This is a genomic window from Streptomyces sp. NPDC048196, assembly GCF_040652715.1.
GTDB lineage: Bacteria > Actinomycetota > Actinomycetes > Streptomycetales > Streptomycetaceae > Streptomyces > Streptomyces siderophoricus.
On record NZ_JBEZMM010000002.1, the window covers coordinates 125,743 to 147,219 of the forward strand.

Genomic DNA, 21,477 nt, shown 5'->3' on the forward strand with positions numbered 1-21,477 from the left:
ATGTCGGCGGGGGCGCGGTGGTGGGGTGTGGATCAGTCGACCCGGGCGGTGGGCTTCTTCCCATCCAGCACTGCCCGCACCCGGTCCGCCATCACGCGGGCCACTCCTCGGCCGTCGGTCGACCGTCAGGGACACCGTTGATGGCCACTTCCACCGGCCCCACGCGCAGGATGATGTGCGTGAAGCGCTCGGTGGTGAACACAACATGGCAATGTTGCAGCCGCCGTCCAGACACCCGGGTCAGCCCGACTTCGGCGGCTTCTGCGCGTCGAAGGCGAAGAGCGTGTTCTTGGCCGCGGCCACGATCACCGCACGCCCCGCAAGAGTCACACGCGGGCTTACGTCCATCTCGCCCGTCAACCCATCGGCCTGCGGATCTGTTGTCCACAGGGGTTTGCCATCGTCCGGCGACAGTGCGACCACCCGGCCGGTGGCCGAGCTGAAATACAGGGCGTCGGCTCCCGCAACAGGACCCGACGCGCCCTCCACGTCAGTCTGCCGCGACCACTTCTTCCGGCCGGTCGCGGGGTCGAGTGCTGTGACGAGACCGGTCTGCCCGCTCACGTAGACGGTGCTGTCCGCCATGCCGGGCGTCCCCGTGTATGTCTTGGCCAGTCGGGAGTACGTGACCTTCTGCGAGGCCGTGTCGACCCGTGCCACCCCGTTGTAGCGGTCCAGCTCCGTTCCGCCCAGGCGTACTTGCAGGAGTACGAGCCTGCCGTCGGCGGTGCCCATCGGCACGGCGGGGCCGTTGACCGCGATGGGCCTGCCCAGTTTCCCCGAGGCGCGGTCGACCGGGTACAAGGTGGGGTGGCGCACTGCAAAGGCATCCACCTCCGCATCCTTCGCGCACATCGCGACGAGCTGTGGGCCCACCGGGACGGGAGCGCACTGCGTACCCGCTGGGAATGGCGACGTCCATGCGACCTGACCGCTGTGCGCGTTGCGGGCCTCGAAGCGGGAGTTGGAAGCATCGACCGTCACGACGTCGGAACCGACCACAATGGCGTCCCGCGTTCGACCGGTGACGGCCGTCGACTGGGCGCCGGACGGCACGGACCACAGCTCCCGTCCGCTGTTCGCGTCCACGGCCACCACCTCGCTGCGAGGGGCCTGCGGGGTGTCCTGGGCGGCGAAGCGGTAACCGAGCACCGTGTCGTCGGTGGCGCCCACCAAGTGCATGCCGTTGGCGGGGACGCCGGGGCTCTTCACCGTCCACGTCCGCGAGCCGTCCCTGGCCCTGATACGGGTCGCGACAACACTGCCGCCCCCGCAGAACAGCGCGTCGCCACGCGCGACGCACCGCAGCTCGTCGGGGATGTCCGGGCGACCGCCGGGCACGGTCTTGTGCCACCGCTCGAAGCCGTCCGGAAGTGCGGCACCCGGGGCCGCAAGGCTGTTGCCCTTGTCGTCGCCGCTGTTCCCCCTGAAGCCGCCCGCCGTCAGTGCGGCGACTCCTCCACCGATCGCTGCCACCGTGACCGCGACCGCAGCCGCGAGCACGGGACGCCATCGGCGACGCGGTCGGCGGCCGATGGGAGTGTCGGCGCTCCCCGTTTCGGCACTCCCCGTTTCGGTGCTCCCCGTGTCGAGTCCGGCCGCGGTGGTGGTCGGGGGTGCCGGCGTCGGGGGTGCCGGCGTGGGGGTGGCCGGCGTCGCGAAGTGGTGCTGGGTGACCATGTCGCGGGTGCGGCCCGCGTCCACTCCCCACGCGTCGGTCTGGCCGAGGTCGGCCGGCAGGTCCCGTAGCAGCACGAGGAGTTCGTCCGCCGAGGGGCGCCCGTTGGGCTCCTTGGCCAGGCACGACTCGACGACCGTGCGCAAGGCCACCGGCACATCTTCGAGCGACGGCTCCCCGTGCACCACCTGATACGCAACGATGTATGGGCTGTCCGCGTCGAAGGGCCCGTGGCCCGTCGCTGCGTACGCCAGCAGCGTCCCCAGCGAGAAGACATCGGATCGCGGCCCCACATCACGCGGCGCCTGCAACTGCTCCGGCGACATGAAGGGCGGCGTACCGATGACCCGCCCGGTAACCGTCAGCGTCTGCTGGTCCACGGCGCGCGAAATGCCGAAGTCGATGACGCGTGGGCCCTCGGGCGAGAGCACGACGTTCGAGGGCTTCAGGTCACGGTGGACGACCCCCACCCGGTGGATGTCCCGCAACGCCTCCGCCAGCCCGATGGCGAGCCGCCTCAGCTCCGCTCCGCTCAGCGGGCCCTTCGTGGCGATGCGCCGGGCGAGCGTGGGCCCCTGGATATAGGACGTCGCCATCCACGGCTGCTCGGCCTCAGGGGCAGCGTCGACCACGGCGGCGGTGAACGCCCCGCTCACCCGCCTCGCCGCCGCCACCTCCTGCCGGAACCGGGTGCGAAACTCGTCGTCCGCCGCGAACTGCGGGTGGATCAGTTTGATCGCGACAGGACGCCCCGAACTCGTACGGGCCAGAAAGACCGTGCCCATGCCACCCGAGCCGAGCCGGGCCTCAAGTGGATAACCACCGATCTCGGCTGGATCACCTTCGCGCAGCGACACTCTTCCCGACCCCCTGTCCCCCGTGCACCTCTGCCACCACGGGCCTGCGTACCAGTCCTGCACACAAACTAGCCGCTCCAGCGCCTGTGCCTGACATTCCCCCCGCCCCGTCAGTTTCTGCAGCATCTCCTCGAAGTGCTGCGACTTCTCCGCGGCGATCTGCGCGCGGGGGCGGTGCGAGCGATCATCGCCCGCACCGCGGCCCGGCCACATGGCCGGGCCACCCCCTGCGGGGCTTGTAGCTGTCAGGCGGGCTGCGCGGCGGTTGCCAGGGCGGGCGCCTGATGGGCCTTGCTGGTCTCGCGGAGGGTCAGCAGGCCGGTGATCGCGATCAGCGCAGAGGTCAGGCCGTGGATGCCGAAAGCGGCGGCGATGGAGCCGTGATGGGCCAAGACGTTGATCATGTCGCCGAACGGAGCGACGGCCTCCATCAGCAGAACCCAGCCCAGGGCGCGGCGGTGGCCCGTCACCAGCAGGATGCCGAGGACCAGGCCCATCGAGAATTCGCGGGTGCCCTTCATGATGAGAAAGCCATCGCCGTTGCCGGCGGGCCAGTTGGGTAGGCCAACACCTTGAGTGGATGCCTCCGGGGCCAGGATGAAGGACAGCCCGAGGTAGAGGACGAACAGGGCGCAGGCGGTGGCCAGGACGGTGTTGACGTTCTTCAGTGACATGGTGCTTCTCCTTCGATGTTCCGCCTGGGATGGGTCAGGGTTTCGCGGCGGCCGTAGCTGGGCGGCCGATGACGTGCAAGATGACGGGCCCTGGCGTGACTGATCGCGCATCGCCGCCTCGTCCGCGACTACGAACGCCATCCCGCCACCACCAGCGCAGCCGTGATCCGCTGGGCCGCCGTCGGCCTCACGGCCCTGTGCTGCCCGGGGTGCAGATCTCCATGAGATGTCCGTCGGGGTCGTGGAAGTAGGTGCCCCTGCGGCCTTCGGTGCGCTTACCGCGATAGATCTGTCCGATCTCTCGGCATGCGGGATCGCCGTAGTGGGTGATTCCACCGTGCCGGATGCGGACGAGTGCGGCGTCGAACTCCTGCTCGCTGACCATGAACGCGTAGTGGTGCGGCTCGAAGTCGTTCATCTGGTCGTAGTCCAGGCTGACTTGGTTGGCCAGCGTGACGGGCGTGAAGTGCGCCACCGGCGGATCGACGGTCAGGCCGAGGATGTCGGCCAGGAACTGCGCCGAGGCTTGTGGGTCACGGGTGGGGACGATGGTGTGATTCCGTTCCACGGCCATTGGGATTCCTCGTCAGGGACGGGCTACGCGTGGTGGGTTGGTCTGCGGACTCGGCGATCCCGCGGCATGGCGGGGATGCGTGACTGCCCAGGGGAGGGCTGGGTTTCTCCGGCTGCCTCCCCTGGCTACAGCTGCCGCGTCATACGTCGATCTGCTCGAAGATGTGCGGGTAGGACACGATGTCGTCGGGGAACTCGGCTGCCATGCGCTGGAACTCCGGGCTGCCGAACGCCGTGGCGAGTGCCTCGGTCGACTCCCAGACCGCGACGTTCATCAGCAGCCGGCTGTCCGCCGTCCCCTTGTGCATCTGCAGGGAGACGAATCCCGGCTGAGCCTTCATGAACTCGGCCTGCCGCCGGAAGAGGGGCAGGAACGAGGCGTACCTGTCCTTCGGGACGACGAAGGTGTTGGCCAGGACGATGGGCCCGGCCTTCTCCTGGAACTGCGCGAACATCGGCGTGTGCGGGTCGAGACTCTGGAGCTTGGCCATTTCGGGTACGTCCTCTCGCTGTTGGTTGTCCGCTCAGAGGTATCTAGACAACAAGCGTTGGCAACATGTGTTGGCAACGCTTGTTGGCAACGCGCGTTGGCAAACGTAAGGGCGCGACCCTGGACTGTCAACAGTCGTTGGCATACATTTGTAGGCATGATCGGCACCACGGAGAACCAGCAGGTTGTACGGCGTTCCGACGCAACCCGCGCAGCGATCCTCACCGCGGCCCGCGAGCGGTTCGCGGCGGACGGCTACGAGAAGGCGACCATCCGGGCCATCGCGCGCGACGCGAAGATCGACCCGTCGATGGTGATGCGCTACTACGACAGCAAGGCGGGCCTGTTCGCAGCTGCCGTCGCGATCGACCCCGGACTGCCTGACCTGCCCCTCGAACCGCGCGAGGCGATCGGCCGTACGCTGGTGAGCCACTTCCTCACCCTGTGGGAGGGGAACGGGGAGCTCACTGCGCTGATGCGGGTCGGAGCCACCGATACGGCCGCCGCCGATCGCATGCAGAGCGTGCTGCGCGAGCAGTTGATCCCGTTGGCCCGCCAGGTGGGCCCCGATCCGGAGCAGGCGCCGGCACGGGCGGCACTGTGCGCCTCGACCGTGCTGGGGCTCGCGCTGACGCGCTACGTGCTGCGGTTCCCGGCGAGCGTGGCGCTCGACCGCGACGAGATCGTGGACTGGCTCGGACCCACGGTCCAGCGGTATCTCACCGCCCCCACGCCCTGAAGAGCGCGTCGAGGGCACTCGCCGCGACCTACGGCGGGTGCCCTCAATGGGAAAGCTGAAAGGATCATTTCTGCGGCTTGCGGGACTTGTCGCCGAGCATCATGACGCCGGCGGGCACGCAGCCGGGGGCCCACACGGAGCAGCCGCAGATCGCCGGGCCCCGTACCCCCACACCGTCGGAACGCTCAACTCCCGCCATGGAGACGGCCAGCAGGGCCGAACCAGCTCATTGTGTTAGCCGGTGTTACAGGTCGTTTCGCCATGGGGTCCTTGGGGGACGGGATTCTCTGACGCTCGGGTTCGTCCGTAGGATCACTCCATGCCTGCTGACGAACGCGTAACCCGGTCCACGTTCTCCGGTCGTGCCCAGCCGATATCGGCTCCTCAGCCGATGCCGCAGCTGCCCCAGCGAATCTGGTCAGATGAGGACTGGGAACAGATCCAGCGTGGCTACGCGGCGCGGGACATGGACGAGAAGTGGAACGTCTTCGCAGAGGACGAGGTCGTCCTCCTGCACCGAAGCTGGACCGGTTACGGAGTCTTCGCGGCGACCTTCGCGCCGGTTGATGGCGGTGGTTGGCGGATCGTCAGTGCCGTGGTTGAACGTGACTCTGAGCGCTATGGGGGCACGGACGATGCCTACGACTGCATCATGCTTGAGTTGGTACTCAGTGCCATCGTGCTTGGGGAACCAGCGCCTGACCTCCGCGCGAAGCTGGTGTCGCGTCGGGAGTCGGGTTCTGCCGGTGCCCCTGCGGGCCTGGTTCAGCACAGTGCCTTGGGGCTGCGCTCGAACTCCTAGTTGATCACTCGGGGCTTGGAGCCGAAGGTCGCCAAGAGCCGGCGTTAACGTTCCCGTACGCGGGGAGTTCCTTCATCGATAGGTGAGGCGAAGGAGGATGGCTCGCGTGCTGGAACAGACGCCTGCAGAGCGAGCTCTGGCTCACTCGTACACCTCTGGCGACGGGCAGGTCAGGTTTGAGGTCACGAACCTGTCGGTCCGTCACCATGCCAATCGCAGCGTCACCTTCACGTACCGGATCACCGTCGTTGGGCAACGGCACCCGGAAGAAGACTGGGAGTTCACCCTCCCCTGGGACGACAAGTCCTTCACCGACGTGCTGACCTCACCCCAGCCCGAACCTGAACGGCTGAAGCAAACCGTGCACCTGGTCCACGCCCTGCTCGAAGAGTGGTGGGACACCAAGGGGCACAACCGTCAGTCGGCAAGGATGGGACGCCAGCTGCGTTGATGCGGTACGCCAGCTGAGCCCGCCAGATGCGCGAGGGCCTGGATCCGACGACGGATCCAGGCCCTCTGGCATAGCGGGCACACACGTTAACTATCCCCGCGGGTGCGGGGACGACACTTCGTGACCTGCGCGGATACTAGGAGTGGGGTCGATTTTCACCCTGCCAGCACGAACACGCCTGCATCCGCTGCACCGTGCTCCAGCTCGATCCGCAGCAGCGGCCCCGCCTCTGGCCCGGTGCGCCATGCGGTTACGCCCAGCGGAAGAAGCGCCACGCACAACCCCGCAGCCGCCGCGACCGACCAGGCGGTCGTCCCCTTCAGCACTCCCAGCGGCATCGCCGATGCCAGAGCCAAGGCCGCCGCGCGCAGGGGGCCGAGCACCCGCGAGCGGTAGGCGCCGACGGCCAGCAGGATCCAGCCACCCATGATGGCGGCGTTCAGCGTGCTGAAGACATGAAACGCACCATGGGTCTCGCTCACCGTTCGGGTCGCCGACGCTACACCCTGAGCGGTCACCAGTTGGAAGCCTGCGTGGTCCACACCAGCGTGGAACGCCCGGGCGAACAAGCCCAGGGCTGCTAGAACGCCGCCCCACACAGCCAGCTCCCTGTAATGCGCACCGATGTCGGCGGCGAGGAGCGCGACGCCCGGCCAGAGCACCACCCATCCTGCGGACACCAGGCTGTACGAGGCTGTCATGAGGTCCGGATGATGCTCGTACGCGCTCAGTTGGTCGGGAAAGAAAAAGCCGAAGCGCACCCGCAGCAGTGCACCGGCGAGCACCAGCAAGGGTCCGATGATGAGGGATGCGCCGCCCACCCATCGTCCCGGAAAGACAGAGTGCGATGCAGTGTTCGACGGAGAAGTGACGGTCATGGTGCAAAGATGCTGCCGCAGCACACGCCGCGTCGTCGGAGCACGGTCCACACTTCCAGGTCGGACCGTGGTCGTACCGCCGGCCTACCGATCTGCCTCTGGTCCGATCCGACGACCTGACGCCAGCCCTGTTGCCGACTGGGTACGTCCCGTCGGGTGATCCAGCCATCCCCGCCTGGTTCTTGCCGTCCAAGGGAACGCTGTATCGCCTCCGCGTCACCTTTCCCAAGGTGGCCACCGCGCCACTGGGCAGGAACGGCAGACCAGCACCCCTACTACAGCGCACTCAAGCCGCTGCTCGACGCCCACGCCGAGGAACCGGCCAAGGCGATCGATCACAACTATTCGCTTCGAAGACGGTGACCGGGGCGAGGACCGTGCGTCATTGGCATGTGCCTGGGGCGGTCAGACCGCACGGAACCGGCCATACCGGATAGTGCATGCCAGACCGGATTGAAGTGTTCATGTCCGACCCATAGCGTGTGCGAGGCATGCGCGGCCGGGTTGATGACCCCGCTCCACAGCGCACGGCCGCGGCGCCTACCCGCCTGCCCTTGGGGCAGGCGGACCACCACAACGGGAGGACCATCATGCGCCTGCGTACCACCCTCGCCACCCGCATTGCGAGACCGGCGGCAGCCGCCTGCGCCACTGCCGCGCTGCTGCTGACCGGCACCACGGCCGCACACGCCGTCACACCCAGGCCCAAGGGCCCGGCCATCGCCAACGGCCAGATCTACTTCTACGCCCTCAAGAACCAGAGCACCGGCCGCTGCGTCGACGACTCATGGGGAGCCGGCCTGCGCGCCTTCACCTGTAACGGGCTCAATTACCAGAACTTCAACTGGTATCCGCAGTCCGACGGCACCTGGGTCATCCAGAACCAGAACACCGGCCGCTGCATCGACGACAGCGCCGACTACGGCCTGCGCGCCTTCGGCTGCAACTACTCGGCGTACCAGCGGTGGTCGATCATCTACCAGTCCGACGGCACGAAGACGCTCAAAAACCAGAACACCGGCCGCGTGATGGACGACAGCCTGGACTTCGGCCTGCGCGCCTTCGGGTACAACGGACTGTCCTACCAGCGGTTCACCTTCGTCGGCTAACACATCAGCCGGCCACGGCCGTGCTCGCGGTTGCTGGCGCGCACGGCCGTGTCACATCGATGTACCGGGGCGCCCATCCTCGCGCGAGCGGGGAGCAGGACCACGAGGAGCCCGATCCGGACACCCGGGGCCGGGCCGCCGCACACGTGTTGACGCGACCGGCGAGTGGCTGGAGGCGGGCTGCCGGAGCGGGACTCGTGTGGACAAGCCTCCGGAGTGTCCGCTCGATCACGCCTGCGGCCGATGCGCCTTTCCGGGGCCTCGGTCGGACGGGCGGATCAGCGCAGTCCGGCGAAGAGATCGTTCTCGGGTAGGGCCGCGCCGGTGGCGTCCTTGACGCGTACGAAGGTCTCCATTCCCATCAACTCGCCGAACCGTTCCTTGCCCATCTTGAGGAAGAAGATGTTCTCGCCCTGACTGGCGTGCGCGGCCAGGGCATCGAACTTCTGACCGCTGAATGCGGTGGTGTCCACCCACGTGGTGATCTCATCGTCGGGGAGGCCGATCTCGGCCATCGCGGCGGCCTCGGCAGGATCCGGCTCCGGCATGTCCTCCTGAAACTCGCGCATGGTCTCCCCGAACCGCTGCATCATCGAGCGGGGCATCGTCGTCCAGTACACCTTCGGGGTCAGCGCGGTCATCTCCAGCGCCGCCATGGTGATGCGGTGGGCCTGGATGTGGTCGGGGTGGCCGTAGAAGCCGTTCTCGTCATAGGTGACGACCACATCGGGCCGGTAGTGCCGCATGAGTTCCGCGAGTCGGGCGGCGCCTTCCTCCACGGGGGTCTGCCAGAACGATCCGGGGGCGTCGTTGCTGGGCCAGCCGATCATCCCGGAGTCGGCATAGTCCAGCATCTCCAGATCGCTGACCTTCAGGACGTCGCAGCTCGCCTCAAGTTCTTGACGGCGCATCAAAGTGACGGCCGCCGGGTCGTGCCCGGGATCGCCCGGCTTGACACCCCCTGGCCCGTCACCGCAACCGCCGTCGGTACACGTCACGAGAACCGTGCGGATGCCCTCGGCCGCGTACCGCGCCAGGACCCCTCCGGTTCCGGTGGCCTCGTCGTCGGGGTGGGCATGCACCGCCATGAGCGTCAAGGGCCGGTCAGTCATGAAACAGTCCTCCTGCAGAAATACGTCTTGTTCCGAGTGCGCGGCGGGTGTACCGCGATCCTGGGGATCGGATCCTGGTGGGGCGGACGACCTGGTGGTTTCCGTGTCTCCCGCCCGTGCGGCTTCGGCCCCTCGGTCGATGCAACCGTGCCGACCGGCCTGGTTGTTCCCGGCGCGGCGATGGCCTTCCAGGCTTCGGGGTTCCACGCGATCGAGGTGCAGGCGCGAACTTCCGTCCTGTGGCGGCACCTTGCGTATGGTGGGTTGCTGACCAGCACGGTTGCCAGGTCGTTTGAGACCGACTGTGGCCAGCGTTCTCAAACGACCTGGCTTACGCGAAGTCTCGTTCGCGATGGATGACTGGAGCGCCACCAAATCGCCAACGGTATCCGTCGCAGATCGCCGTTTTCCATGGTGCTGCGATGTGAAATGCCCCGAAGCCGCCCTCGCCGCCTCGGATCTGCACGTGATGCTGTGCGATGTGCACCTTTACCTGTACGCGGTGCTGAGCTGCACTATTGATGGGAGTCGAACTCCCGCGTTTGAAGGGGCTGCTGAATCTGCGGCTGCCCCGGGTGGTCGGCCGAGAGCTGAGCGGGACCGGCCGCGCCCGGTACGGCAGCAGGGCCCGGACCGCGCGTCGCGGTCCGGGCCTGCCCCGTGCGGTGCCGCCCTGCGGCGGCGGTGCGTCAGCTCTGTGCGGTGTCGTTGCCCGTCTGCCCGGCGCCCTCGGCTGCGGCTGCCTTCTCGCGCATCTTGCGCACCAGCTCCGCCTTCTGGTCGGCGGCACCCTGGCGGTCGAGGTTGCGGTGCGGACCGTTGTTCTGCCGTTCGGCGCGGGAGAGCCTCTTGCGCTGGCCGCCGCCCATGCCCACGGGGTTGTTGATGTTCTTGCTCACGGGTTCTCCCGGAATGATGTGAAGTGATCTACGGACTCATCGGTGGGGGACGGGCGCGGCGACGCCGAAGGACGTCAGCAGGGGCCCGTCACGCTCTCACTCGTAAATCGGTGTCTGGAAGAACATGACGAGGACATTACCCGGTTCCGTCGGCCCCGCACACCAAGTTTTTCGCTGCCGCGTTGTTTGCTCCGGGGCACGGGATGAGGCCGATCTCGCGGCGTTCGCCGCACTTTGAGCCGGGATGGCTGATTCGAGACTCTGTCGGGTATGGGAACGATGCGTCATTCTGAGAAGAGTGGTTGGTACTTCAACTGGCTGCGTGCGTGCTGTGCTTGGGGGAGCCGGTGGCCTACGTTCCAATTCTCAAGGGCAAGGCGGGGGAGTTTCTGGCACTGGGGCATGCGTCGGCGGAGGTGCAGTCCCAGATACGTCCGGTGATGGAGGTCGTGCCCGACTGCGACGTTCGGGATCTCCTGGAGACCTTCTGTGACCGTGCCATGGAAGATGTTCCGAATGGAATGGTCCTCACGGTCGACTGCGGAGCCTTGCCGACAGCGCAGGTACTCAAGGGCGATGCGGGCGGTCCGATGGTGAGGATCGGCGAGTCGCTGAGCTGTCGACAGGTTGCGATGTGCCCGGTCTTCAGAGGTACTGATACCGACGAGACGCTCGCCGAGGTTCGTGCGGTGATGGCGTGGCACCAGCAGGGCGGTTGTTTACGCATCTCGTCGGCTCCTGACGCACAAGAACGCCGCCCGGACGATGAACGAGTCCGCGAGATGCTCCGAACGCTCCGCGCTGCGCCGGAGGAAATCGATCTGATCATTGACGCTGGGCCTGTGCATTCTCGGGACGGAAGGAGAGTACTGGCAGTTGAGGTGCTGGACACGCTCAAGCACATGACGCAGTGGCCTTGGCGGCATGAGTGCGTGGCTGCTGGTGCCTTCCCGGTCAACCTGACGAATTTCCCGCGCGGGCGAGCAACGCCGGTAGTGAGGGAAGATGCGCTTCTCTGGAAGCAGGTTCGCGACCAGTGGCGTGGAGAAGTGCCTGACTTCGGCGACTTCGGTGTGACGCACCCGCGAATGCCCCTGCAGGCTCGTGGGACTCCGCATCCCAACATGCGTTACACCACGGCGGCAGACTGGCAGGTCTTTGTCTATCCAAAGACCCGTCCCGGCAACGACGACTTCTTCACCCTCAGCCGTGACCTGGTCTCCTCGCCCTACCGGCCGCCCACCGGCGCGGGTACGTCGTGGGGAGACGCTCGTCTTGAGGAATGTGCGAATCGACAGCGGGCGAAAGCAGGCGGTGGGACGGAGTGGAGAGCCTGGGCGACCTCGCACCATCTGGCCGTCGTGACGTCGAGGCTCACTGCTTTGGGCTGCCCCTGAAAGTGGGATACGCGGTGGCCATCGGTGCGGGCGCCGAAATCGCGACACCCGCACCGGTTGGGCCTGAGGACCTCACCGCTGCTTGTGCGCTCAGCCACGTCCGACGAGACGCGGCACATCGGCCAGTACGCCGCCCAGTCGATCGCGCGGGATGCCACCTCCTTGAGCGATGTCGGCGGTGCCGCCACCGCGGCCGTCCAGCAACTGCTTGACCGGGGTGGAGACGTTGAGCCCGGTGGTGGTGCCGGCCCGGTTGAGTGTGAGCACCAGGACGCCGGTGGACGTCGCTACGGCTGCCGCGCCGACGGCGTCAGCCGGCAGGTGGTCGCGCCCGGCCAGGGCCAGGGCGCGGGCTTCGTCGAGGCCGCCTGATCACCGTCGTGACGACGGGCGTACCGCTGGCGTACGCTGCTGGAGCAGCCAGTACGAGCTGCGTGGCGACCGCCTGCTCGTCGCCATCGGTCGTCGCCCGCGCGTCGAGGGGATCGGGCTGGAGACCGTCGGCGTCACGGCGGACGCCCGGGGGGCCCGGTCGATGCGTGCATGCGGGCGGGGGAGCGGTTGTGGGCGGTCGGTGATGTCACCGGCATCTGGCCTCTGACGCACGTCGGCGAGTACCAGGGCGAGGTCGTCACGTCGAACATCCTCGGCGAGCCCTGCGAAGCTCATGACGAGGCGGTCCCGCGCGTCACCCACACCGATCCGCAGGCCGCTGCGGTAGGCGCCACGGAGGCTCGGTTCAGCGCGACCGCACGGCCTACGGAATCCCCAAGACGGCCACCTACACACACGCCTACGCCGAATCGAACGGCTTCATGACACTGCTCAGCGACGGTGAACAGCTGGCCGGCGCCTATGCGCTCGGCCCCGACGCGGGGGAGTGGATGCTGCAGGCCACGCTGGCGATCCGCGCCCGCGTCCCACTCGACGTGCTGCGCGACACGATCCAGCCGTTCCCCAGCTTCTCCGAGATCCACGCCACCGCACTGAAGGAGCTGAGCCGGCGGACAAGAAAAGCGGGGCAGCCGATGACGGCCTGATCCCGAGCGAACGCCCGACGAACAGGATCGGACTGGGGAAGCGCGTCGGCGGGAGGATGTCGCCAAGGTTGCCGGGCACCCGCTGCTGCGGGTGCCCGGTCCGCCGGTGAGCGGACGGACACGACGAAGGCCTCAACCGGCCTGCGCAGGGCCCCGCTTGACGCTGGCGAGGACAGTCGGTCCCGGCCTACGCGAGCCGGCCAGCCGAAACTGCGTAGTGCAAATGAGTCGCGCCATCGGGCTTGATGCGCGTGATCGGAGGGGTCGGCTGCAAGCAGCCAACCCCTCCTTGCTTCCTCCAGCGGCTATCGACCCATAGTGGTCGCGCCGATAGGCAAGTTAGCTACCCGCTCGACCTCTCAAAGTGGTTGACTTGGAGTGCACTCCAACTGCTGGAATCCCCGAGTTGACTTCACGACACATTCCTTGGGGCTGCACATGACGAACTCTCCAGTCGCACTTATCACCGGCGGGGGTAGCGGGATCGGGGCCGCGACGGCTCGGCAACTGGTGAAGCAGGGGTACCGCGTGACGATCACTGGTCGGAGCGAGGACCGGCTCCGCCGATTCGCTGCGGAGCTCGGACAGCCGGACGGACTGCTGATTGTGCCGGGCAACGCGGCCGACCATGAGGCCGTCCGGACGGCGGTGGCGACGACGGTGACGGCGTTCGGCCGGCTGGATGTCGTCGTTGCCAACGCGGGCTACGCAACCTTCGACGACCTGGCCGACGGTGACCCCACAGGCTGGGACGACATGGTGCTGACCAACGTCCTCGGCCCCGCGTTGCTCATCAATGCCGCGCTGCCCGCACTACGTGAGAGCAAGGGGCGGATCGTGCTCGTCGGCAGCGTGGCCGGCCACGTCCACACGCCAGGCAACATCTACGGTGCAACGAAGTGGGCCGTCACAGGCATCGCGGAGAACACCAGGAGGATGGTGACTGCTGACGGCATCGGCGTCACCCTCGTCTCGCCGGGCGCGACGAGGACGAACTTTTTCGATGGCGCCCCCGGTGGGCTGCCCGACCGCGACTTTCTGTCGGCGGAGCAGTTGGGCGAGACGATCGTCTGGGCCATTAGCCAGCCGAGGGGGGTCGACATCAACACGGTGATTGTCAGGCCGCTCGGTCAGCCTGTGTAATCGCCGTTCATGGTCGCCGGTTGGGGCGGCCGCCCCAGCGGTATGTCGTCCATGCCCGGCGGATGAGGTTGCGGACGGTGATGACGGTGTCGGCGAGGTCGACGAATGCGTCGATCATCCTGATTCGCCGTTCGTAGCAGCGGGTTAGCCGATGGAAAGCGTTCTGCCCTGCATGGGTCCGCTCGACCTGCCAACGTCCGCTGGCCTGGACGGGGGCCTTCTCGCCCTTGTGGGCAACGCACCCGTACAGTCCGCGTGCGTCGAGCAGAGCGCGGGTGGCGTCCGAGCCGTAGCCGGCGTGCAGGTACACGGTGATCTCGTCCGGGAGCGGGCCGAGTTCGTCGAGCAGATCGAGGGTCGGTTCCAGCAGTGGGGAGTCGTGGCGGTTCGCTCCGACCAAGACCCGACCCAGCGGGATTCCACAGCCGCCCGTCATGCCAGAGCGTTCATGCCTGCCTCCGCAGGGGGACCGGCCTGCGGCCCCCCGTATCGGCCGCAGGCCGGCTCGACGGTTACCCATCGCATGCGCGGCGCTGAACATCTCGACACCCTGGCTTCCTCGAAATCCCAGCCTCAGCCCGATGGCTACCGGGGCCGTGGACGGCCGATGAAGCGGAAGCGAAGAGTCGTGCACGGCTTTGCTCGCTGGGACAGCTGTCTCGTCCGGATCCGAGATCCCTTTGCCGCAGCCCTATGCCCTTGGGCCGGGATTGGGCACGCTGACGATATGAACCTGGCCGAACACGCGAACGCACGTCTCGCCGATTGGCCGGCGCTCTCGCGGGGTCGTGCGCGTTGCGGGGCACGGCATTGCTTTGCGCCGGCACCCAGGAAATCGTCCACTTCCACGGCGGCAACGAGGCCGACGTACACCTGACCCACTGCATGATCGACCGGCTGCGCCCGGCACTGCAAAGGTCGAGCGCCCTCAAGCTGCCCACCACATCCGGCTGGATCACGGTCCGACTCGAATCGGGCTCCGACATCGACCTGCTCGCCACGCTCGTCAGCGCCGCACTGTTCGCGACAGGTAGCCGACCGGAGCTGGCCGAAACGGTCCGAACGGACCCTTGCACCCAGGGAGCCTCGCAAGCGCCCTGCCGCCGTCCAGGCTGGAGGTCACGACGGCCCGTGAGGTGGCGTCCAACAGACAAGGCCCCGGATGGCATGACGGGTTGAAATCCTCGCCCATCTGAAGAAGGGCGATTCACGCCTGCCGCGCCGTTGTCTGGGTGCGGCTTTGGGTGGGTTGCCGCTTCGCAGCGCTGTGCCGGTACGGATCCGGTCCGATGAGTCGGCACAGAGCGCGATGCCGGTGTTGCCACCCGTCCTTCTCGCTGTGCTGCGCGCCGAACTCGGCGTGTGGCTCGGGGCGTTGGCATTGCTCAGGAGTTACGGCTCTGGCTCAACTTCTGTGATGCGGCCGCCTTGAGTGATGGATGGCCTGAGTCTTCGTTTCGGTCGCGCTCCTGGGCCGCCCCTAGGTTTCCTGGTCTGTCGTCTCGCGCAGGTTCGCCTGGATGCGTGCCAGGGCTTCCACGGCCGGCAGATGCGTCAGGCCCTCCGTGAGGGGTCGATGCGCGGGGCAGAACCACTCGCAATGCTCCGGGTGACCAGCCCAATCATCCGGATACGTCATTGTGGGCCGGAAGCTCACGAGGGTGAAGTCCTCGTATTCAAAGCCTGAATGCTGGTACGGAACACGGCATATGACGCAGAACGGCGGCATCATCGGGCGCTCTCTCATTCTCTGGCAGGTCGACACTTGATTGTCGCTCACAGTAATTGACCACAAAAGCTGAGTCAGAGCCCGAGTTACGACAGCGGATGTTCACGACGATGAGCAGCACCCTGATGAGGCCGTGTTCGATGTTCATGAGAAGTGGCAGCACCGGCTCAGGGGCATTGTGGCTTGCCGGTCTCCGGCCTGTTGGCGGGCGGCCGTTCGCATCGCGTGGAAGTCGGGGAGGGGCCAGGTCTCGACGTCGCTCGTCGGCGTCAGCACTCCCGAGATTGCTGGAGTCCCTGGAGGAGGAGGGAGATCAGGCGCCGGGGGTCGTACCGGGGGTCGTGGTCGCGTCCGATGCAGAGGTTGCCGATGCCGCGCATCAGCTCGTAGGGCTGCGTGCCGGGCCTGATTTCGTCGGCCTCGGCCGCGGCGTCGAGCAGTTGGGCGCAGACGGGCAGCAGGCGGTCGAGGAAGTAGGCGTGCAGCGTGGCGAAGCGGTCACTGTCCGACTGCAGGGCGTCGGCGAGTCCGTGCTTGGTGACCAGGAAGTCGACGAAAAGGTCGATCCATTGGCGCAGTGCGTCGAGCGGGGAGTCGGCACTCGCCAGTAGGCGGGGGCCGGCCTCGGCGCATGCCTCGATCTGGTGGCGATAGACGGCGGTGACCAGATCCGCCCGGGTCGGGAAGTGGCGGTAGATCGTGGCCATCCCGACGCCTGCCTGGGCCGCGATCTGGCGGATCGGGGCGTCGACGCCGGAGGTGACGAAGACCTCGGCGGCGGCGGTGAGTACCGTCTGCCGATTGCGCTGGGCGTCGGACCGCTTGCTTCGGGACGACGACTCCCCTGCGGGGCCCTCGCTGGCCATGACGTTCTCCTTCCACACCACTTGACAAAGCGGAACATCGCTCCAGATAGTAAATGGAGCAGTGTTCCGTTTCAGCTTAACCGAAACGGGGCGCTCCTGACTGTCTTGTCCGTCCGCCGGCCGCAGGTGACCGGGCGGGCGGCAGGCGCCACCGAAAGGGAGCCCGCATCGTGAGCACATCCACCGCCACCAGTGCCGACACCTTGGGCACACCCGTGCCGGTCCTGTCCTTCAGCCCCGTAGTCCTCTCCGTGCCCGGACGTCCCGTGGACCTCCAGGTGCGCGTCTCCGCCCCCGTGAGCGGAACCAGCCTCCCCGTCATCCTCCTCTCCCACGGCCACGGCCCCTCGAACAACCTCTCCTCGCTCAACGGCTACGCGCCGCTCGCCAACTTCTGGGCGGCACACGGATTCGTCGTCGTCCAGCCCACCCACCTCACCTCCAGGACACTGAGCCACCTGGTCGCCGACGCACCAGGCGCACCCGACTTCTGGCGCTCCCGCGCCGAGGACATGACCCACATCCTCGACCGGCTCGACGTGATCGAGAACGTCGTGCCGCAGCTCGCCGGACGAATCGACCACACCAAGGTCGCCCTCGCCGGGCACTCGCTCGGCGGCTTCACCGCCGCCCTCCTGCTCGGCGCCGGACTCACCGACCCCGACACCGGAAACGTGGTGCACCTCGTCGAGCCCCGGATCAAGGCGGGCGTGCTGCTCGCCGCGCCCGGCAGGGGCGGCGACGTCCTCAACGGGCCCATGGCCGAGCAATGGCCCATCATCGGGGCCGTCGACTTCTCCACCATGACCGCACCCGCGCTGGTCGTCGCCGGCGACAAGGACGACTCTCGGCACTTCACGGACATGGGACCGGACTGGCACGCCGACCCCTACACCCTCGCCCCCGGCCCCAAGACCCTTCTCACCCTGTTCGACGCGGAACACGGACTCGGCGGGATCGCCGGATACGACGCCGCCGAGACCACCGACGAGAACCCCGAGCGAGTTGCCGCCCTCGCCCGGCTCACCGCGGCCTACCTCCACACCCAGCTCCACCCCGGTGCCCCCACGTGGCAGACCACGTGCGAGGCACTGACGACCGGTCCCGACCGGGTAGGACGGGTCGACGTCAAGTAACCCAGCCGCAGACGCGTACGCAAACGGGCGGTCCCCACCCCCAGGACCCTCAGCCGTAATTGGCTGCCTCGGCGCCGCCCAGACGCCCCTGCACTGTTCGAATCGCAGCCGATCCCGCACACTGCTCCAAAACGTGAACAACTGCTGCTGCTACGCGGGAACAGAGCCAGGGTGTGGATCCTCGGCCGGTCCGACAGGGTATGGATCCTCGGCCGGTCCGACTGAGGCTCTGTTTCATGAACCGCAACGTGTGCTCCAGATCGAGCCTCCTGAGGACCGCTCGCCAACGCACGACTCTCTCAGCAGCCGTATCCAGAGGGACCCCCTGCGCGGCGCCCTGTAGCCGGCTCCGGTAGGCCGACCGGCTACGTATGCACCCGCCACGTGTCCGCCACGTCTCCGGTCAGGGTGTGGTTCAGGTGAGGGGGCGAGGGCCCCACGCGTTCTGGAGGGCTGACTGCACGCCTTTCCCGAGGACGAGGTGCGTCGTCCCGCGCGGCAGGGTGGGCAGCTCGGCCCAGTGCGTCACGGTTTCGGCGCTGGCGAGGCCGTGGGGCAAGCGGACAACCCCGTCGGAGTCGACGAAGCAGTCCCTGTGCTCTGCCCCGTCCTCACTCCAGTGCAGAGTCATGAAGACCATGGGCCTCACCAGCCAAAATTCCTCACCCAGTGCTGTGTCGCCCCCGGACTCTGTGGCACTGTCAGCTGGATACCGGCCCGTGATCGCCGCTGCCACCGGTGCACCGCTCCGAGGCAGCCGCTCGCGTGCGTCAACCCACGTCACCACGGTGTTCAGATTCGTCATCTACACCCTCAGTCAGGCACGCGGCACGTCGTCTTTTCCCACCTGTATTCCGGCGGTCGGCGCGGGCGCTGCCCCACCTCGACACCTGCCTGTAAAGACTGCCTCGCGCCCGCGGGGGTTGCTTGAACCGGAACGAGCGCTGGACGGCGAACTTCCCTCGATGGCCACGATCTAGGGTAGTCGAGTCGCCCGGATCGCTGTGAGCGTCCGAGGCGGGACGCGCTCCCTCCTATCGGCAGCTTGTCGACCATGCGACACCGGGTTTTCCGCGTCGGTCCGCTGCGGCTTTCGCGGCGTCGGCCGCCGTCGCCTCGCTGCCCGCCACTGCTTGTTCGCACGGCGGGCATACGGAACGGGCACCTTCCTGGCCCGGGCCGCGTCGACCGGGGGTGTGGCCAACCGCTGGGACAGCGTGGTCATTTACGTCCTCGGCGAGTCGGGCCCGATGCGGCCGCGTGCTTTGCAGGCCCGCATCGGCGGGATCAGCCGCCGGGACTTGAGGAATCCGGCGAGTTCAGGAAGGTCCGTACCCGCATCGTGCCGGGTACGACGTGCGCAGAGTCAGGGGGCGACAACCCCAGGGTGGGCACAGCCCTGGCAGCCGACCACAAACCGGCCGAGGGTGAGAGTGCGGTGATCGCACGTCGCCGCGGCCAGCTCACGCGAATCCAGGACGGAACGAACTCCCCATGCCATACGCGAACTTCAAGGACCCCGCAGACACCCTCAGCCAGCGGCAGAAGGAGCAGATCATCACCCGCACCACCGACCTGTACGTCGAGATCTACGGCGAACGCGCCCGCGCCACGACCCTGGTGCTCGTCGAGGACGTACCTGACGGCGGCTGGGGCATCGGCGGCCATGTCCTGACCGCCGCCGAGATCCAGCAGTCGCCCGACAACTGACCACACCCACCGGCGGTCCGACCCCGTGTGCACCTACGACCGGACCGCCGGCAACGCGATCACCACCAACGCGCAGAAGCGAAAGGACCGATGGGAGGCAAGAACGCGACGTTGTGATCCGCTGAACAGCGATGCTGACCGCACCCTCCCTACCGGCGGCCCACGCACAACTCGGGCACGTGGATCCTCCCGGCACACCGGGCACTCCGGGCGCACCTCTCGCTTTCCCCTACTGAAGGCCGAGGTGTCGTTCTCGCGATAGATCTTGGCGAAAGAACCCCAGCCCAGGCGGCGCCGGGAGTCTTCCGCATCCTCCAGTTGCCGGTCCACGCCTGCTTCGAGCCCGAAGCGATCGGAGGAGGTGCGCAGATAGGCGCCGTGGATCCGCTGTACGATCCGCGGCCGCCACCTGGATACTGATCACCATGCGCATTGACTTTGATCCCGCTGAGATGCCCCGCAGAGAGTTCTACAAGCTCCTGACCGCGACGGTCGTGCCGCGGCCCATTGCCTGGGTCTCCACGGTCTCCGAGGACGGCACCGCGAACCTTGCCCCGCACTCCTTCTTCAACATTGCCAGCGTCGCGCCGCCCGTTGTGCAGTTCAGTTCGGTCGGGCGTAAGGACACCCTCCTTAACATCGAGGCGACCGGGCAATTCGTAGTGAATTTTGCGTCCGAGGGGCTTTTTGAGCAGATCAATGACACGGCGACCGATTTTCCGCACGGTGTGAGTGAATTCGAGGCGGCCGGGATCGAGTCCGAGCCGAGTCTGCGGGTCAAGCCGCTGCGGGTGGCGGCCTCGCCGGTGGCGTTGGAGTGCGAGGTGCACTCCACCATGGGGATCGGGGACTCCGTCATCGTTTTCGGGCGGGTGGTGCATGCGGTCGTTTCGCAGGACGTGCTGGTCGACGGTCATCCTGAGATTTCCCGGCTGAAGCCGTTGGCGCGCCTGGGGCGGGACGAGTGGGGGACGGTCGGTGAGGTGCGGGAGCTGTCGCGTATTCGGCATGCGGACTGGCGGGGGCCGGCCAGCGACCGTTGAGGCTGATTCCGGGCGCATTCCCTTGAGGGTCACTTCCCGCTCACGGCATTCTTCGAGAGCCTGTGTTGGATGACTGACGTGACTGACGTGACGGGCGTGGCTGAGTTAGCCGACGTAGCTGAGCTGAGTGACGTAAGGGATGGGGCTGCCGGCGCTGCTGGTGTTACTGCCGGTGGTACGGGTGGGCCCGGGTTTCGGCGGCGGGTCGTGGTGCGGGCGGTGGCGGCTGCGGCGGTCAGCGGGACGGTGGTGACGGCGACGGCGTACGGGGCGGAGAGCGCGTACGCCGCCGACGGCGGGCCGGCGCTGCACGTGATGACGTTCAACCTGCGCTATGCCTCGGACGCCCGGCCGCATTCCTGGGCCGAGCGCCGCCCCGTGATGCGGGCCCTCCTTCGCCGGGAGGGCCCGCATCTGCTCGGCACCCAGGAGGGGCTCTACGGTCAGCTGCGCGACATCGCGGAGGACCTGGGGCCGGACTACGCCTGGCTGGGCACCGGGCGGGGCGGTGGCAGCAAGGACGAATTCGCGGCGATTTTCTACCGGGTGGGGCGGCTCGCTCCGCTGGAGTACGACCATTTCTGGCTGTCCGATACTCCCTATCTGATCGGGTCGGCGACCTGGGGAAATACCGTTATCCGGATGGTGACCTGGGTACGTTTCCGGGATCTGCGTACGGGAAGCGAGTTCTACGCACTCAATACGCATCTGGATCATGCGCATCAGTATTCGCGGGAGCGGTCCGCGGCGCTGATCACTGAGAGGCTGGGCGGGCTTGACCCCGCCCTGCCCCGGATCGTCACCGGCGACTTCAATGTGGCGGCGCACGGAAATCCCGTGTACGACGCGATGCTGCACGGCGGGGTGCTCGTGGACAGCTGGGACACGGCTGAGGAGCGGAGCGCGCAGTACGGCACTTTCCACGGATACCGGCCGCTGGTACCGGACGGGGACCGTATCGACTGGATCCTCACATCGCCGGGCGTACGGACGCGGCGCGCGGTGATCAACACCTATTCCGCGCACGGTCAGTTTCCGAGCGATCACCTGCCGGTGCAGGCGATGGTGGGGTGGGGAGGGTGAGGATGAGGCGGTTGGGAGGGTGAGGCAGCGGGGTGGGTGAGTTTTGTGTTGTGGCGTGGGGTGGGGTG

General features: G+C 67.4%; 22 protein-coding genes and 1 pseudogene. 12 read left to right on the forward strand and 11 right to left on the reverse strand.

Features of this window, described 5'->3' with window-relative positions; genetic code table 11:
• Positions 1–240: 240 nt before the first annotated feature.
• From AB0E02_RS04215 to AB0E02_RS04230, 4 genes are all read right to left on the reverse strand, one after another.
• Positions 241–2,535, reverse strand: coding sequence for a serine/threonine-protein kinase (locus tag AB0E02_RS04215; RefSeq protein WP_362136108.1), 2,295 nt, complete (start codon positions 2,533–2,535; stop codon positions 241–243).
• Positions 2,536–2,780: 245 nt separating this feature from the next.
• Complete coding sequence (locus tag AB0E02_RS04220) at positions 2,781–3,209, reverse strand: DUF4267 domain-containing protein (protein ID WP_362135791.1); 429 nt, start codon at positions 3,207–3,209, stop codon at positions 2,781–2,783.
• A gap of 187 nt (positions 3,210–3,396) precedes the next feature.
• Positions 3,397–3,783, reverse strand: a complete 387-nt coding sequence (locus AB0E02_RS04225) for a VOC family protein (RefSeq protein WP_362135793.1) — start codon at positions 3,781–3,783, stop codon at positions 3,397–3,399.
• 139 nt (positions 3,784–3,922) lie between these two features.
• Positions 3,923–4,273 carry an antibiotic biosynthesis monooxygenase family protein gene (locus AB0E02_RS04230; RefSeq protein ID WP_362135795.1) on the reverse strand — a complete coding sequence of 117 codons (351 nt, stop codon included), beginning with the start codon at positions 4,271–4,273 and terminating at the stop codon, positions 3,923–3,925.
• Positions 4,274–4,429: 156 nt separating this feature from the next.
• Here AB0E02_RS04230 and AB0E02_RS04235 point away from each other — a divergent pair, with 156 nt between their 5' ends.
• The 3 genes from AB0E02_RS04235 (at position 4,430) to AB0E02_RS04245 (ending at position 6,264) form a co-directional block, all read left to right on the forward strand.
• Positions 4,430–5,011, forward strand: coding sequence for a TetR family transcriptional regulator (locus AB0E02_RS04235; RefSeq protein ID WP_362135797.1), 582 nt, complete (start codon positions 4,430–4,432; stop codon positions 5,009–5,011).
• 391 nt (positions 5,012–5,402) lie between these two features.
• Positions 5,403–5,813: a hypothetical protein gene (locus AB0E02_RS04240; protein ID WP_362136110.1), complete on the forward strand. Its 411-nt coding sequence runs from the start codon at positions 5,403–5,405 to the stop codon at positions 5,811–5,813.
• A 106-nt stretch (positions 5,814–5,919) separates the two neighbouring features.
• The gene (locus tag AB0E02_RS04245; protein ID WP_362135799.1) at positions 5,920–6,264 is read left to right on the forward strand and encodes a hypothetical protein; all 345 of its coding nucleotides are present in this window, start codon (positions 5,920–5,922) and stop codon (positions 6,262–6,264) included.
• Positions 6,265–6,419: 155 nt separating this feature from the next.
• Here AB0E02_RS04245 and AB0E02_RS04250 read toward each other — a convergent pair whose 3' ends face one another.
• Entirely contained in the window at positions 6,420–7,142 is a 723-nt protein-coding gene (locus AB0E02_RS04250; RefSeq protein WP_362135801.1) for a hypothetical protein, read from the reverse strand.
• Between the two features lie 590 nt (positions 7,143–7,732).
• Between AB0E02_RS04250 and AB0E02_RS04255 the strand changes: the two genes are divergently transcribed.
• Positions 7,733–8,251 carry an RICIN domain-containing protein gene (locus tag AB0E02_RS04255; RefSeq protein WP_362135803.1) on the forward strand — a complete coding sequence of 173 codons (519 nt, stop codon included), beginning with the start codon at positions 7,733–7,735 and terminating at the stop codon, positions 8,249–8,251.
• 278 nt (positions 8,252–8,529) lie between these two features.
• Here AB0E02_RS04255 and AB0E02_RS04260 read toward each other — a convergent pair whose 3' ends face one another.
• Positions 8,530–9,363, reverse strand: coding sequence for a PIG-L family deacetylase (locus AB0E02_RS04260; RefSeq protein WP_362135805.1), 834 nt, complete (start codon positions 9,361–9,363; stop codon positions 8,530–8,532).
• Between the two features lie 689 nt (positions 9,364–10,052).
• Entirely contained in the window at positions 10,053–10,262 is a 210-nt protein-coding gene (locus AB0E02_RS04265) for a DUF6243 family protein (protein ID WP_362135807.1), read from the reverse strand.
• Positions 10,263–10,564: 302 nt separating this feature from the next.
• Between AB0E02_RS04265 and AB0E02_RS04270 the strand changes: the two genes are divergently transcribed.
• On the forward strand, positions 10,565–11,659 hold the full coding sequence (locus tag AB0E02_RS04270) for a hypothetical protein (RefSeq protein WP_362135809.1): 1,095 nt from the start codon (positions 10,565–10,567) through the stop codon (positions 11,657–11,659).
• Positions 11,660–11,749: 90 nt separating this feature from the next.
• Here the strand turns inward: AB0E02_RS04270 and AB0E02_RS04275 are convergent, their stop codons facing one another.
• Entirely contained in the window at positions 11,750–11,926 is a 177-nt protein-coding gene (locus tag AB0E02_RS04275; protein ID WP_362135811.1) for a hypothetical protein, read from the reverse strand.
• Between the two features lie 497 nt (positions 11,927–12,423).
• Here AB0E02_RS04275 and AB0E02_RS04280 point away from each other — a divergent pair, with 497 nt between their 5' ends.
• A complete protein-coding gene (locus tag AB0E02_RS04280) occupies positions 12,424–12,699 on the forward strand; it encodes a hypothetical protein (RefSeq protein ID WP_362136112.1) in 276 nt (91 codons plus the stop codon).
• Between the two features lie 438 nt (positions 12,700–13,137).
• Positions 13,138–13,842 (forward strand): SDR family oxidoreductase, encoded by a 705-nt coding sequence (locus AB0E02_RS04285; RefSeq protein ID WP_362135813.1) that lies wholly within the window; start codon positions 13,138–13,140, stop codon positions 13,840–13,842.
• A gap of 7 nt (positions 13,843–13,849) precedes the next feature.
• Here the strand turns inward: AB0E02_RS04285 and AB0E02_RS04290 are convergent.
• Positions 13,850–14,323, reverse strand: a pseudogene (locus tag AB0E02_RS04290) (IS5/IS1182 family transposase); the annotation flags it as partial.
• 329 nt (positions 14,324–14,652) lie between these two features.
• On the opposite strand from AB0E02_RS04290, the gene AB0E02_RS04295 reads away from it, so the two are divergent.
• Positions 14,653–15,021 carry a luciferase family protein gene (locus AB0E02_RS04295; protein ID WP_362136114.1) on the forward strand — a complete coding sequence of 123 codons (369 nt, stop codon included), beginning with the start codon at positions 14,653–14,655 and terminating at the stop codon, positions 15,019–15,021.
• Positions 15,022–15,840: 819 nt separating this feature from the next.
• On the opposite strand, the gene AB0E02_RS04300 is transcribed toward AB0E02_RS04295, so the two are convergent.
• Complete coding sequence (locus AB0E02_RS04300) at positions 15,841–16,437, reverse strand: TetR/AcrR family transcriptional regulator (protein ID WP_362135816.1); 597 nt, start codon at positions 16,435–16,437, stop codon at positions 15,841–15,843.
• Positions 16,438–16,607: 170 nt separating this feature from the next.
• On the opposite strand from AB0E02_RS04300, the gene AB0E02_RS04305 reads away from it, so the two are divergent.
• Positions 16,608–17,573, forward strand: a complete 966-nt coding sequence (locus AB0E02_RS04305; RefSeq protein WP_362135818.1) for a chlorophyllase — start codon at positions 16,608–16,610, stop codon at positions 17,571–17,573.
• A gap of 415 nt (positions 17,574–17,988) precedes the next feature.
• Here AB0E02_RS04305 and AB0E02_RS04310 read toward each other — a convergent pair whose 3' ends face one another.
• Positions 17,989–18,378 carry an AQJ64_40280 family protein gene (locus AB0E02_RS04310; RefSeq protein WP_362135820.1) on the reverse strand — a complete coding sequence of 130 codons (390 nt, stop codon included), beginning with the start codon at positions 18,376–18,378 and terminating at the stop codon, positions 17,989–17,991.
• Positions 18,379–19,067: 689 nt separating this feature from the next.
• On the opposite strand from AB0E02_RS04310, the gene AB0E02_RS04315 reads away from it, so the two are divergent.
• From AB0E02_RS04315 to AB0E02_RS04325, 3 genes are all read left to right on the forward strand, one after another.
• Positions 19,068–19,283: a tautomerase family protein gene (locus AB0E02_RS04315; RefSeq protein ID WP_362135822.1), complete on the forward strand. Its 216-nt coding sequence runs from the start codon at positions 19,068–19,070 to the stop codon at positions 19,281–19,283.
• A gap of 425 nt (positions 19,284–19,708) precedes the next feature.
• On the forward strand, positions 19,709–20,326 hold the full coding sequence (locus tag AB0E02_RS04320; protein ID WP_362135824.1) for a flavin reductase family protein: 618 nt from the start codon (positions 19,709–19,711) through the stop codon (positions 20,324–20,326).
• A gap of 69 nt (positions 20,327–20,395) precedes the next feature.
• Positions 20,396–21,409 carry an endonuclease/exonuclease/phosphatase family protein gene (locus tag AB0E02_RS04325; RefSeq protein WP_362135826.1) on the forward strand — a complete coding sequence of 338 codons (1,014 nt, stop codon included), beginning with the start codon at positions 20,396–20,398 and terminating at the stop codon, positions 21,407–21,409.
• The last annotated feature ends 68 nt before the right edge of the window (positions 21,410–21,477 follow it).

What these genes read in the sequence shown, in the direction of transcription:
- AB0E02_RS04220 (WP_362135791.1), bottom strand. Translation starts at nt 3,209, where the DNA reads ATGTCACTGAAGAACGTCAACACCGTCCTGGCCACCGCCTGCGCCCTG.
- AB0E02_RS04225 (WP_362135793.1), bottom strand. Translation starts at nt 3,783, where the DNA reads ATGGCCGTGGAACGGAATCACACCATCGTCCCCACCCGTGACCCACAA.
- AB0E02_RS04230 (WP_362135795.1), bottom strand. Translation starts at nt 4,273, where the DNA reads ATGGCCAAGCTCCAGAGTCTCGACCCGCACACGCCGATGTTCGCGCAG.
- AB0E02_RS04235 (WP_362135797.1), top strand. Translation starts at nt 4,430, where the DNA reads ATGATCGGCACCACGGAGAACCAGCAGGTTGTACGGCGTTCCGACGCA.
- AB0E02_RS04240 (WP_362136110.1), top strand. Translation starts at nt 5,403, where the DNA reads ATGCCGCAGCTGCCCCAGCGAATCTGGTCAGATGAGGACTGGGAACAG.
- AB0E02_RS04250 (WP_362135801.1), bottom strand. Translation starts at nt 7,142, where the DNA reads ATGACCGTCACTTCTCCGTCGAACACTGCATCGCACTCTGTCTTTCCG.
- AB0E02_RS04255 (WP_362135803.1), top strand. Translation starts at nt 7,733, where the DNA reads ATGCGCCTGCGTACCACCCTCGCCACCCGCATTGCGAGACCGGCGGCA.
- AB0E02_RS04260 (WP_362135805.1), bottom strand. Translation starts at nt 9,363, where the DNA reads ATGACTGACCGGCCCTTGACGCTCATGGCGGTGCATGCCCACCCCGAC.
- AB0E02_RS04285 (WP_362135813.1), top strand. Translation starts at nt 13,138, where the DNA reads ATGACGAACTCTCCAGTCGCACTTATCACCGGCGGGGGTAGCGGGATC.
- AB0E02_RS04300 (WP_362135816.1), bottom strand. Translation starts at nt 16,437, where the DNA reads ATGGCCAGCGAGGGCCCCGCAGGGGAGTCGTCGTCCCGAAGCAAGCGG.
- AB0E02_RS04310 (WP_362135820.1), bottom strand. Translation starts at nt 18,378, where the DNA reads ATGACGAATCTGAACACCGTGGTGACGTGGGTTGACGCACGCGAGCGG.
- AB0E02_RS04315 (WP_362135822.1), top strand. Translation starts at nt 19,068, where the DNA reads ATGCCATACGCGAACTTCAAGGACCCCGCAGACACCCTCAGCCAGCGG.
- AB0E02_RS04320 (WP_362135824.1), top strand. Translation starts at nt 19,709, where the DNA reads ATGCGCATTGACTTTGATCCCGCTGAGATGCCCCGCAGAGAGTTCTAC.
- AB0E02_RS04325 (WP_362135826.1), top strand. Translation starts at nt 20,396, where the DNA reads ATGACTGACGTGACTGACGTGACGGGCGTGGCTGAGTTAGCCGACGTA.